The organism is Pseudomonas sp., from assembly GCF_017744435.1.
In the GTDB taxonomy this organism is placed as follows: domain Bacteria; phylum Pseudomonadota; class Gammaproteobacteria; order Pseudomonadales; family Pseudomonadaceae; genus Aquipseudomonas.
In genome coordinates, this window is the sequence record NZ_JAGIBG010000058.1 from 1 (window position 1) to 11,603 (window position 11,603).

The 11,603-nt window shown below is 64.2% G+C and carries 11 protein-coding genes and 1 pseudogene; 6 read left to right on the forward strand and 6 right to left on the reverse strand.

Features of this window, described 5'->3' with window-relative positions; genetic code table 11:
* Window positions 1-134: pseudogene (locus J7573_RS25185) on the reverse strand (muconate cycloisomerase); the annotation flags it as partial.
* Window positions 135-268: 134 nt separating this feature from the next.
* Here J7573_RS25185 and J7573_RS25190 point away from each other — a divergent pair.
* Window positions 269-1,156, forward strand: coding sequence for a LysR family transcriptional regulator (locus J7573_RS25190; RefSeq protein WP_294341215.1), 888 nt, complete (start codon window positions 269-271; stop codon window positions 1,154-1,156).
* On the opposite strand, the gene J7573_RS25195 is transcribed toward J7573_RS25190, so the two are convergent.
* On the reverse strand, window positions 1,153-2,055 hold the full coding sequence (locus tag J7573_RS25195; protein ID WP_294341217.1) for a LysR substrate-binding domain-containing protein: 903 nt from the start codon (window positions 2,053-2,055) through the stop codon (window positions 1,153-1,155). The genes J7573_RS25190 and J7573_RS25195 overlap by 4 nt on opposite strands.
* 124 nt (window positions 2,056-2,179) lie before the next feature.
* Here J7573_RS25195 and J7573_RS25200 point away from each other — a divergent pair, with 124 nt between their 5' ends.
* Window positions 2,180-3,244 carry an AbrB family transcriptional regulator gene (locus J7573_RS25200; RefSeq protein WP_294341222.1) on the forward strand — a complete coding sequence of 355 codons (1,065 nt, stop codon included), beginning with the start codon at window positions 2,180-2,182 and terminating at the stop codon, window positions 3,242-3,244.
* A 147-nt stretch (window positions 3,245-3,391) separates the two neighbouring features.
* Here the strand turns inward: J7573_RS25200 and dddP are convergent, their stop codons facing one another.
* Window positions 3,392-4,738, reverse strand: coding sequence for a dimethylsulfonioproprionate lyase DddP (gene dddP / locus J7573_RS25205; protein ID WP_294341225.1), 1,347 nt, complete (start codon window positions 4,736-4,738; stop codon window positions 3,392-3,394).
* Window positions 4,739-4,861: 123 nt separating this feature from the next.
* A complete protein-coding gene (locus J7573_RS25210) occupies window positions 4,862-6,088 on the reverse strand; it encodes an aromatic ring-hydroxylating dioxygenase subunit alpha (protein ID WP_294341228.1) in 1,227 nt (408 codons plus the stop codon).
* 160 nt (window positions 6,089-6,248) lie between these two features.
* Between J7573_RS25210 and J7573_RS25215 the strand changes: the two genes are divergently transcribed.
* On the forward strand, window positions 6,249-7,235 hold the full coding sequence (locus J7573_RS25215) for a LysR family transcriptional regulator (protein WP_294341230.1): 987 nt from the start codon (window positions 6,249-6,251) through the stop codon (window positions 7,233-7,235).
* 6 nt (window positions 7,236-7,241) lie between these two features.
* Here J7573_RS25215 and J7573_RS25220 read toward each other — a convergent pair whose 3' ends face one another.
* On the reverse strand, window positions 7,242-7,721 hold the full coding sequence (locus J7573_RS25220) for a VOC family protein (RefSeq protein WP_294341233.1): 480 nt from the start codon (window positions 7,719-7,721) through the stop codon (window positions 7,242-7,244).
* A 43-nt stretch (window positions 7,722-7,764) separates the two neighbouring features.
* Window positions 7,765-8,079, reverse strand: coding sequence for a DUF2388 domain-containing protein (locus tag J7573_RS25225; RefSeq protein ID WP_294341237.1), 315 nt, complete (start codon window positions 8,077-8,079; stop codon window positions 7,765-7,767).
* Window positions 8,080-8,177: 98 nt separating this feature from the next.
* Between J7573_RS25225 and J7573_RS25230 the strand changes: the two genes are divergently transcribed.
* The 3 genes from J7573_RS25230 to J7573_RS25240 all read left to right on the forward strand — a co-directional run bounded on the left by J7573_RS25230 (window position 8,178) and on the right by J7573_RS25240 (window position 11,237).
* Window positions 8,178-8,468 (forward strand): hypothetical protein, encoded by a 291-nt coding sequence (locus J7573_RS25230; protein ID WP_294341241.1) that lies wholly within the window; start codon window positions 8,178-8,180, stop codon window positions 8,466-8,468.
* Between the two features lie 132 nt (window positions 8,469-8,600).
* On the forward strand, window positions 8,601-9,938 hold the full coding sequence (locus tag J7573_RS25235) for a hypothetical protein (protein ID WP_294341243.1): 1,338 nt from the start codon (window positions 8,601-8,603) through the stop codon (window positions 9,936-9,938).
* An 87-nt stretch (window positions 9,939-10,025) separates the two neighbouring features.
* Window positions 10,026-11,237, forward strand: coding sequence for an MFS transporter (locus J7573_RS25240; RefSeq protein WP_294341244.1), 1,212 nt, complete (start codon window positions 10,026-10,028; stop codon window positions 11,235-11,237).
* Window positions 11,238-11,603: the final 366 nt, after the last annotated feature.

The following is an 11,603-nucleotide window of genomic DNA, read 5'->3' on the forward strand; positions in this document are numbered from 1 at the left end:
ACGCCGTCGCTGCAGCGCAGGCGCAGCACCACCAGGGTCTGCTGCTGCATCGTGTGCATCGCCAGCTTGTGCGGGCGGATGGTCGGCAGGTCGACGATGATCGCGTCGATGCGCTCGATCAGGGCGTTTGTCATGGTTCGAAGGTCCCGTCAAATCAGGCCGCAGGCTGCAGACCCGATACTACATTTACTTGATTATTCAAGCATTGCGCGAGACCCTGAGGGCCGTCCAATATCAAATGAATCTCCCACCATACCCAGGAGGTCTGATGGAGCTGCGCCACCTTCGCTACTTCAAGGTCCTGGCCGAAACCCTGAACTTCACCCGCGCCGCCGAACTGCTGCACATCGCCCAGCCGCCGCTGAGCCGGCAGATCAGCCAGCTGGAAGAACAGCTCGGGACGGTGCTGGTGCTGCGCGAGCGCCCGCTACGCCTGACCGAGGCCGGGCGCTTCTTCTACGAGCAGACCTGCACCTTGCTGCAGCAGCTGGAGAACATCAGCGACAACACCCGGCGCATCGGCCAGGGCCAGCGCCAGTGGCTGGGCATCGGTTTCGCCCCATCGACCTTGTACACGGTGCTACCCGAGCTGATCCGCGAACTGCGCAAGGACAGCGAGCTGGAACTGGGCCTGAGCGAAATGACCACCCTGCAGCAGGTGGAGGCGCTGAAAAGCGGGCGCATCGACATCGCCTTCGGCCGCATCCGCATCGACGACCCGGCGATCCAGCAGCAAGTGCTGCGCGAAGACCCGTTGGTGGCGGTACTACCCAAGGGCCATGCCCTGGCCGGCACGCCGCTGACCCTCGAACAACTGGCCAGGGAAGCGTTCATCCTCTACCCCGCCAACCCCAGGCCGAGCTACGCCGACCACATCCTCGCGCTGTTCGCCCACCACGGCATGAGCCTCAAGGTCAGCCAGTGGGCCAACGAACTGCAGACCGCCATCGGCCTGGTCGCCGTCGGGCTGGGCGTGACCCTGGTGCCGGAGTCGGTGCAACAACAGCACCGCACCGATATCGAGTACGCCAGCCTGCTCGACCGCAGCGCGGTCAGCCCGATCATCCTCAGCCGGCGCAAGGGCGACAGCAGCCCGATGGTGCAGCGCTGCCTGGCACTGATCGCCCAGCAGGCCGTAAGCGAGCCTTTGATCTAGCCACGTTCGAAAAAGCTGCTGCCCTTTTCCTTGAGCAGCGTTACCAACGCCCCTGCCGCCGGCGACAGGTAGCCGTCCGTGCGCACCGACACGGCCACGGTACGGCGCATGGTGGTCTGCTTCAGCGGCACCTCGCGCAGCCAGGACATGCCCAAGCCATGTTCGAGGGTTTCGCGGGCGGCGAAGCTGAGCAGCTGAGTACGCGCAATCAGGCGGGGCAGCAGCGAGATGGCGTTGGTCTCGATCTGCACCTGCGGCGCGGGCAGCTGGTGGGCGATGAACACGTTGTCGATCCAGCGCCGGGCGGTCACCGTCGGTCCCGCCAGCACCCAGCGGTACTGGCAGAGGCGCTGCAGGGTAATGGGACCGGCGAAGATCGGGTGTTCGGCGCTGGCCACCACGATCGCTTCATCTTCGAGGATGGGATAGGTGGTGAACTCGGGATCCATGGTGATCTGCGGTGAGATGATCACATCCAGGCGCCCGGCGCGCAGGGATTCCTTGAGCACATCGTCCTGGGCGATGGACAGCTTCAAGGTCACTTCCGGTGCCCGTTCCAGCAACGCTGCGGTCAGGTGCGGCAGCAGGTGATCGGCCATGCTCGCCGCGCAGCCCAGGCGGATGTTGCCGACCAGCCCGCTGGCGAAGTCGCGCACCTCGCGCTCGGTCTCGGCGATGTTCAGTTGCAGCTGCTTGCCCCGCGCCAGCAGCAGCTTGCCGACATCGGTGAGCTTGATGCGCCGGCCATCGCGCTGGAACAACCGGGTACCCAGCGACTCTTCCAGGCGCTGGATGCTCTTGCTCAGCGCCGGCTGGCTGCGGTTGAGCTTCTCCGCCGCCCGGCCCAGGTGGCCCAGCTCGGCGATGGTTTCGAAATAGGTGAGGTCACGCAGGTCCATGATTCATGAATTTCAGTTATGGATTCATCGAAAGTAGAAAATAGACTTGATCGATTGCGCCGTCGATAATTTTCTCCGCTGGCGCTGCCAGCCCCGCGTTATCGCTGCGCAAGGAGTATCCACGTTGCAGACCGCCCTACCCGCTTCTTCCAGATCCCTCTTCCAATGGCTCGCCCTGCTGCTCTGCGCCGGTGCCTTCGGCCAGGTGCTGCATGCCCTGGCCGTACCGGCCGGGTTGTTCCTCGGCCCCATGCTGGTGGCCATCGTCTTCGGCGTCTCAGGCGCACACCTGCACCTGCACCGCCAGGTGTTCCGCTTCGGCCAGGGCTGCGTCGGCCTGCTGGTCGCCCACTCGGTGACCTGGGCGGTGCTGGTGTCGATGGCCCAGTCCTGGCACCTGATGCTGGTCGCCACCTTCATCACGGTGGTGCTCAGCGCCTTGGTCGGCCTCGGTACCGTGCGCTTCGGCGGCATCCCCGGCAGCACCGCCGCCTGGGGCACCGCGCCGGGGGCGGCGTCGGCGATGGTGTCGATGGCCGAGGAAAATGGCGCCGACGGCCGCGTGGTGGCGACCATGCAATATGTGCGGGTGGTGTGCGTGGTGATGATCGGCTCGCTGGTCAGCCACCTGCTCGGCGCCACGCCGGGCGCAGGCGCGGCGGCCCATGCACCGGCGGCGCTGGAAGGCCCGCACCTGGCCAACAGCTTGCTCAGCCTGGGCGTGGTGCTGGTGGGTATCACCCTCGGTAACCGCCTGCCTGCCGGTGCCTTGCTGACACCGCTGCTGCTCGGCGGCGCCCTGCAACTGAGCGGGCTGCTGACCATTAGCTTGCCCGAGCCCTTGCTGGCCATAGCCTACGGTGCCATTGGCTGCTACATCGGCCTGCGTTTCGACCGGCAGACCGTGCGCTATGTGTGGAAGCGCCTGCCGACCATGATTGCCGGGGCGGTGGCGCTGATCGTGTTGTGCGCCGCATGTGCCTACGTGCTGGCCCTGGCAATGGGTACGGACTTTCTGTCGATGTACCTGGCGACCAGCCCGGGCGGGCTGGATGCCATGGCGATCATCGCCGTCGAGACCCATGCCGATGTCGGCTTGGTGCTGGCGATGCAGACGTTGCGGTTGTTCGGGGTGATTCTGACCGGGGCCTTCTGTGCGCGGCAGATCATACGCTGGACCCAAGCCTGAAGCGCGACGCGGCCTCTGTGGGAGCGGGCGTGCCCGCGAAGAATCCAACACGGTGGCTGGCACCGGCTACGCCGGTGTTCGCGGCGGTTCGGCGCCCCGACACGCCCGCTCCCACAGGGCCATGCTGGATCAATCATTGATGTGCATTCAGTCGCGCAGGAAGCTGTCTTCGAACGGGTAATGGGTCAACAGCTCGAACCCGGTCTCGGTCACCAGCAACTGGTTCTCCAGCTTGATCCCGTCACGCCCGCCCACCTCGCCGACATAGGCCTCGACACACAGCGCCATGCCCGGCTGCAGTTCGCCTTCATAGCCATAGGACTCCAGGTCTTCCGGGTAGCGAATACTTGGGTATTCGTCGCACAGCCCCACGCCATGGAACATCACGCCATAACGCTGCGCGCGGCAGCTTTCCGGCAGGCGATGGCCGTTGCGGGTAAGCTCGGTGAAACGCACACCGGGCTTGACCATCTCGGCGTTGACGTGGATGTGTTCGTGGGCGATGCGGTACAGGCGCTTCTGCTCGGCGGTGGGCTCGACATCACCGCAGATCCAGCTACGCGACATGTCCACGCAGAAGCCATACACACCGATCAGGTCGGTGTCGAACGACAGCAGGTCGCCGTCGCTGAGCACCCGCGGGCCGGACTCCTGATACCAGGGGTTGGTGCGCGGGCCGGAGCTGAGGATGCGGGTTTCGATCCACTCGCCGCCACGGCGAATGTTGCCCGCATGCAGCGCAGCCCAGACATCGTTCTCGGTGGCCCCGGCACGCATGGCCTGGCGCATCTCGGCGATCGAAGCTTCGCACGATGCCACCGCGCAGCGCATGGCGAGGATTTCGTCCGGCCCCTTGATCAGGCGGGCGAACTCGGTGACTTCCTGGCCGTTGTGCACCTGCACGCCCAGCGCATCGAGGGCGCGCAGGCCGGCGACCTCGATGCGGTCCACGGCCAGGCGGCGGTTGTTGCCCGCATGGGTGCGCAGCAGTTCGTCGACCTGGGCGCAGAAACGCCTGGCATGTTCCTCGGTACGATCACCCGTCTCGAAATAGAAGAACGACGCGCCACTGCGCAACTCGCTGACCAGTGGCAGGTGCGCGGAAAGGTGATCGCAGCCATGGAAGTCCCACAGCACCACATGGCCGCTGGCGGCGACGAAACAGGCGCGGGCCGGGTTGTGGGTGGTCCACAGCTGCATGTTGGTGGTGTCGGTGGCGTAGCGGATGTTCAGCGGGTCGAACAGCAGGATGCCGCCCAGGTCGCGGGCGATGAGTTGCTCGCGGATGCGTTGCAGGCGGTACTCACGCATGCTTGGCAGGTGCGGTGCCTGCAGGCCGAGCCTGGCCCATTCGGCGAAGGCCAATGGGGTCGGGCCGATTTCAGTGCGGTCGTTGTCGTCGACCGAGCCATCGGCCTTGAGCGCGGCGGCGCGTTGGCGGGACGGGTCGATGCGGCGGGCCTGGGCGGGGATCGAGAACGGTGATGTCATCATGGCGTGCGGTTTTCCCTGGTCTTATTGTGTGGAAACAGCGGTATTGATGATGTGCGATTGCGGGCAGGCCAACGCCCTCAAAGTCGTCAGGACAATGCCCGAAAGCGGCGCTGGCCCGTGGGGTCATGCGAGGGGCGGCGAATCCTCGCTCAGGCGCCGGGCCATCAGCTCGCAATACCAGTCGACGAACTGGCTGACGCCGTTCTCCACCAGGCCCGAATAGGGGCCTGGCTGGTAGGCCGGCGAGGTCACACCGACCTGGGTCCCCTCCACCAGCCGGCGATCCTGGTCGTTGGTGGCCATCCACACCTTGGTCAGGCGCTCGAGGTCATAGTCCACGCCTTCCTGGGCATCCTTGGGCACCAGCCACTTGGTGGTCACCAAGGTCTGCCCCGGCCCCTGCGGCAACACGCGGAAGCTCAGGGCGTGGTCGCCGAGAAAATGGTTCCAGGTCGAGGGGTAGTTGAAGTAGAGCAACGCGCCGATGTTGTCCACACCACTGCGGTCCAGGCGGCGGGCCACGGCCGGCTTGCCGTCCATGGTGTAGCTGGAGGCGCCGTTGTTGAGCGGGATACGGGTCATGCGGTACTGGCCACCGGGGTCCATGACCAGGCGGCTGGCCATGCCGTTGGCTTCGCAGACGTTCCAGTGCGCGGCCAGCTCCGGGTCTTCCTCGCCGCCAATGCCCTGCACCGACACGTTCTCGACGAACGAGTTGAGCAGCTCGGGGTGGGTACCGTCGCAGTGGTAGCACTCGCGGTTGTTCTCGAACACCAGCTTCCAGTTGCCCTGCTCCACCAGGTTGGCCTCGAAGGCGACCTTGCAGTCTTCCAGGTAATGCGGGCCGATAAAGGGCGACACGGTGCTGCGAAACGGCTCGAAGTCCGGCGCGACCTTGGCCACGCACACGTAGATGTAGCTGTGCACCACTTCACAGTGGGCCGGCATCAGGCCGTGCTCGACGGTATTGAAATCAGGGCCCATGTTGCCGGCGAACAGCAGGCGGCCATCGAGTTCGAAGGTCCACTTGTGGTACGGGCACACCAGTTTGGCGACCTTGCCCTTGGCCTCGGTGCATACCTTGGAACCGCGGTGCCGGCAGGCATTGTGGAAGGCACGCACCTGGCCATCACTGCCGCGCACCACGGCCACCGGGTAGTCACCGACTTGCAGGGTGATGTACTGGCCGGGCTTTTCCAGCTCGAAGGTGTGCCCGGCAAAGATCCACTCGCGGTGCCAGATCTGTTGCAGGTCCTGTCGGTACAGACCCGCATCGCTGTAGGCGGCCCCCGGCAAGCCATGTTGAGGTTTGCGTTGCTCGATCAGGTCCAATACATCGGTGTGCTGCATTATTGTTGTTCTCCCGCGTGGGACTTCAATGCAGGGATTCGTTCGGTTAGTCTCTAAAACGAATAACAAAGCGTCATCGCTGCTGCCTGATCACAGTCTATTGCCAGTGTTTTGCCGCTAAGAATCGACATTTTCTGGGGCTAATTGATTACCAAAACGTATGGTCAAGCACACAGAACCCGATCAGACCTTGATCAAGATGCCCTCGCTGCGCGCGGTCAAGGCCTTCGTCGCCGCCGCCCGCTACCAGAACTTCACCCGCGCGGCCGAAGCGCTGTGTGTGACCCAGGCGGCGATCAGCCGGCAGATCCGCGACCTTGAGGAGCACCTGGGGGCCGAACTGTTCAACCGCGCCGGGCGTGCGGTCGAGCTGACCCCGGCCGGTTCGATCTTCTACGACGCCGTGCAGCTGTCGTTCACCAACATTGCCCTGGCGGCCGACCGTATCCGCCACAGCGAGTCGCCCAAGCAGCGCGTCACCCTGTGCTGCTCACCGGCATTCGCCAACTTCTGGCTCGGGCCGAAGTTGCCGGCCTTGTTCGCGACCTACCCCGAGATCGACCTGAACATCGTGACGACGCAGAACTTCCTGACCCTCGAGAACGGGGTCAATCCGGACATCATCATCTGCAAGATGGCCAAGAGCGGCCAGGGTTACTTCAGCCAGCCGCTGGTCTGCGACGTGATCTACCCGGTGTGCACCCCACAGTACCTGGAACAGCACCCACAGATCCGCACGCTGGATGGCCTGCGCAACACCGCCCTGCTCAACCTCAGCCCGTTCGGCCGCTCGCAGGTGGCCGAACACGTGGACTGGAAAGTCTGGTTCGCCTATCAGGACATCGACCTCGATCGGCGCGACGCGGATGCACCGCAACTGTTCAACGCCAACGACTACAGCCTGCTGATGCAGCTGGCGCAGCACCATCAGGGCGTGGCCCTGGGCTGGCATTACCTGGTCGCGCCGCTGGTGGAACAGGGCTTGCTGGTGCGGCCGGTGAGCGACACCCTGGTGCACCGCGACACCCGCCACTACCTCAGCCTCAGCGAAGCCAAGAGCCGTGATGCCAGTTGCTGCAAGCTGCGCGACTGGCTGATCGAGCAGTTCGACTGGTCGCTGCATGAAGAGGCCGACGCCCAGGCGTGATCGACCCTACCCTTTCAATGCAGCCTCGATCTTCGCCACGTCGATCTTGCCCATGTTCATCATGGCGTCGAACGCCCGCTTGGCAGCGGCCTTGTCGGGGTTGGCGATGGCTTCGATGAGAATGCGCGGGGTGATCTGCCAGGAGATGCCCCACTTGTCCTTGCACCAGCCGCAGACGCTCTCGCTGCCGCCGTTGCTGACAATGGCATGCCAGAGCCGGTCGGTCTCGGCCTGATCCTCAGTGCTGACCTGGAAGGAAAACGCCTCGCAGTGCTTGAACGTGGTGCCGCCATTGAGCCCCACGCAGGGTATGCCCATCACGGTGAATTCGACCGTGATCACGTCCCCAGCCTTGCCCGAGGGGTAGTCACCAGGTGCCGGGTGCACCGCGATGACCTTGCTGTCGGGGAAGGTCCTGGCATAGAAATTCGCCGCTTCTTCGGCATCCTTGTCGAACCACAGGCAGATCGTGTTCTTGGCAGTCATGGCAAGGCTCCATGGAACAACAGAAAGCCTTGAGTCTAGCCCTTCAGCCTTGGCTGGCGATGGCCATGGCCAGTTCAGGGTCGCTGAGCGTCGATTGCGGATGGGCCTGGCGGTAGTCGCGCAGCGCCTGTTGCAGGCGCGGGCCGCACAGGCGACCGTTGGTCGCGACGTAGGCCAGGGCATCGTCCCGCGCCGCTGCGGTGCTGCTCAGCGGATGGCTGGTGGACTCGCTGAGCGCCGCCGTGCCCACGCTGCTGCCAATGGTGAAATGGTCGGTCACACTGCCCTTGCCATCCATGGCCCAGGCCTGGCTGCAACACAGCAGGACCAGGGTGCTCGATAAACCGGTTCGCTTCACGTGGCAGGCCCGCCTGATAAAAATGCCAGTTTTGCACAGCCGCCCGCTCGGCGACCATGCGCTTGACGAGCATTGGCCCACGACACGGGATCTGCACCATGGAAAGCATCACCCACGGCCGGGTTGCCTGGTTCTGCACCGACAAGGACTTTGGCTGCATTCTCTGTGAAAACCAGTGTTGCGCGCTGTTACAGGGCAAGGACCTGCTGGATCACTCCTGCACGCCGGCGATAGGCCAACGTTTCAGTTTCAGGCTCGAACACAAGCGCAATGTGCTCTGGGCACGGGAGGTAACGCCAATGCCACCGTTGCCCGACGAACTGACCACCGGCGTGCCCGACGATCTCGGTCAGGCTCCTGGGCGGCGGACGCACCGTCCCCCCCGATAACCGTCGCTGACCAGGGTAACGATCAGAAACAGCCTACCAACTGCAAAGAAATATCCTACAACCCACAGATTCCGAGGCACTGCATCATTCCTGACGAACCTCACAAGCGACTTTTCGCAGGGAGATACAGGTTTGTCGGATTTCAAATCAAAGTTGCAGCACCTCAGCGCCGAACAGATCGAGGCGCTGTACAGCGAATACATCGGCGGTGAAAAGATCGCGGTTCTGCTCGAACGCTACGCCATCGACATCGCCCCCAGCAGCCTGATCAAGGCCTTTCCCCCGGTGCCGTGCGCCGAACTCGAATGCCCTTACTGCGAAGTCAGCCTGTACGAGCGGCGCAAAAGCCGCTCGGCCAACAGCTGGAACGACAACCTGGCCTACTGCCCGAACTGCGCCCACCGCCATTACTTCCCGGGACGCAACCGATGGCAACGCGATTGCGCCTGCCAGCCCTGCCTGGCGGCGCGTGAACGGGCCAGGCAGGCAAAGGCCGTGGAGCAGCGCAAACGCATCAACGAGCACTGGTCATTGGCAAAGCGCCTGCCTGTGCCGTTGCACACGCTGTCGATCACCCGCCAGTTGCAGTTGCTGGCCGTGCTCGAAATACGCATGGATACGCAAAGGGATTGCATCCTGGCGGCGGAAAAATCCACCGGGGATGCGCGTGTCAGCCCATCCCTGGGCATGGATTCAACCATCCTGCTGGCGCTGCACGAGGACCAGATCCTGCTGGTCGACCCCGACTCGCCGCTGGAGGCCTTCAGCGACGACCCCACACCGAAGGCCTGGCAGAACAAGGTCCGCTGGATTGCCAATGTCAGCCTGGATGACCCGCAGCGGGCCGGCCTTGGCCCCTTGTATCGCGCGCTGCACACGGCATTGTCCGATGGCCCGCAACCGCAATGGCACGACGAACTCGTCACGGCCATCAAGCTGCTTTGCAACGAAGAAGTCTGCGCCTACATCGCCACCCGGAGCGCGGAACACGGCCTGCCCTTCGAGGCCAGGAAGAAAGCCGCCGAAGTCGCAGCGCAGCTGCTCGACACGCACCCTGTGCGGCACATCTGGTCGCTAACCAACACCGCCATACGAGGCGCGCTGTCATTCGTGGCTCGCGCCCAGGTCAACAAACTCCATGCCGCCAACACCATTCCCGGGAGCATGCTGTCGCTGAGCGAACGTGCCATCCGGGAGGACTGGCAGTTCACGGTATCGCGCTACGACAGCCACGCCCCGCGCTCAGGCTTCAGCCAGGCGCTGTTCGACGTGCTGTTGCAACAGCATGATCATGGCCTGTGCCGCAAGGTCAGCGACTACATCGCGGAACTGCCGGGGTACGCGGACAGTAATGGCTGCACGCTGTTCTGCGCCATGTGCGGGTCGAACCTGGTACACGTGCAGCCAGGGCCACGGGAAACCATCGTCAATTGCAAGGACTGCCTGGCCAGGACCTTGGTGACGACCTAGCCGACACCGGTGGCAGGCATTGACCAATGCCTCGTACGCCCGTACGATTTTGCCGTACAGCCGTACGATAAACCCAGCGAGCCTCGAATGCCTGCCACCCTCACCCACTGGTCCCGCCATGCGCTTTACCTGTTGTTCCTGCTCCCCGGGCTGACCCTGGCCACCTGGGTTACCCGCACCCCTGCCCTGCGTGACGGCCTGCAGGCTTCCACCGAGCAGATGGGCATGATCCTGTTCGGGTTCTCTTCGGGGGCCATGCTGGGCATCCTCAGCGCCGGCCGCATGATTGCCCGCCAGGGTGCCAACCGCACGCTTCGCCTGGGCCTGCTGGGCCTTTCGGGCGGGCTATGCGTGCTGGCGGCGAGCAGTGACCTGAACAGTGCCTGGTGTGCCTTTGCCGGCTTGCAGGTGTTTGGCCTGGGCATGGGCTGGGCGGATATCGCGGCCAACATCGAAGGTGCAGCGGTGGAGCGCGCCATCGATACGCCGATCATGACTACGCTACATGGGTTCTTCAGCCTCGGTACCCTGGTCGGCGCCCTGGCCGGCATGGCCATGACCGCAGCCGAAGTGCCGCTGGATAGGCATTTGCTGGCCATGGCCGGCCTGTCGGCGATTGCCACCCTGGTGCTGATCGGGCACGCACCCCGGGCCAGCGAAGCGCCTGACGAACGACAGGACAGTGACGTTCATGCGTTGCACTGGGCGACTTTGCTGAAGGACCGGCGTTTGCTGTTGATCTGCCTGGTGGTGCTGGCCATGGCCCTGGCGGAAGGCGCGGCCAACGACTGGCTGCCGCTGCTGATGATCGATGGCCATGGTTTTGCGCCAACCACCGGGACCTTGATCTACCTGGTCTTCACCATCGGCATGACCCTTGGCCGCTTTGCCGGGGCGCCGGTGATCCGCCGTTTCGGCCGCACCTTCACCCTGCGTGCCAGCGCGCTGATCGGCACCCTGAGCCTGGCGTTGGTGGTGTTCTGCGATGTGCAGTGGGTGGCCGCTGCCGCCGTGGTGCTCTGGGGCATCGGCGCTTCGCTGGGCTTCCCGCTGGCGATCTCGGCGGCGGGCGAGAGTGGCGCAGGTGGCGATCAACGGGTACGCCTGGCGGCCACGGCGGGCTACCTGGCCTTCCTGGTCGGCCCGCCGCTGCTGGGTTTCATTGGCGAACATTTCGGCCTGCGCCTGGCCATGCTGCCGGTACTGACGCTGGTGGCCATCGCCTACCTGCTGGCCTCGTCGCTGCAGGAGCGCAATCGCCTGCAGGGAGAAACTCAAGCCAGTAACCAAGTTGGCTAACGCTGTTTGCTGTTTGCTGTTTGCTGTTTGCTGTTTGCTGTTTGCTGTTTGCTGTTTGCTTTTGCTTTTGCTTTTGCTTTTTCTTTTAAGCGCGCGATAGTTCAGGCGACGCAGAGTGCGACTTCAGGAGGCCGAGCGCAGGCGTCTGGAGGGCCAGGGTGCGCAGCACCCCTTCGGCGCAGCCGAAGGCGCGAGATGTAGACTTGCGCAGCAAGTCGTAGGCCGCGCGGGCCCGGAAGGCGCCGGAGCGAGGGGACCCCGGAGCGCAGCGCAGGGGCCGGATGATGGGAGCCGGGGTTTTTGGTTACTTTTTGCCCAGTCAAAAAGTGACCCGCCGTAAGGGCGGAAAGGTGACTGTGCGCCACC

Coding starts and splice junctions, on each gene's coding strand:
- J7573_RS25190 (WP_294341215.1), top strand. CDS start 269: ATGGAGCTGCGCCACCTTCGCTACTTCAAGGTCCTGGCCGAAACCCTG.
- J7573_RS25195 (WP_294341217.1), bottom strand. CDS start 2,055: ATGGACCTGCGTGACCTCACCTATTTCGAAACCATCGCCGAGCTGGGC.
- dddP (WP_294341225.1), bottom strand. CDS start 4,738: ATGATGACATCACCGTTCTCGATCCCCGCCCAGGCCCGCCGCATCGAC.
- J7573_RS25210 (WP_294341228.1), bottom strand. CDS start 6,088: ATGCAGCACACCGATGTATTGGACCTGATCGAGCAACGCAAACCTCAA.
- J7573_RS25215 (WP_294341230.1), top strand. CDS start 6,249: ATGGTCAAGCACACAGAACCCGATCAGACCTTGATCAAGATGCCCTCG.
- J7573_RS25220 (WP_294341233.1), bottom strand. CDS start 7,721: ATGACTGCCAAGAACACGATCTGCCTGTGGTTCGACAAGGATGCCGAA.
- J7573_RS25230 (WP_294341241.1), top strand. CDS start 8,178: ATGGAAAGCATCACCCACGGCCGGGTTGCCTGGTTCTGCACCGACAAG.
- J7573_RS25240 (WP_294341244.1), top strand. CDS start 10,026: ATGCCTGCCACCCTCACCCACTGGTCCCGCCATGCGCTTTACCTGTTG.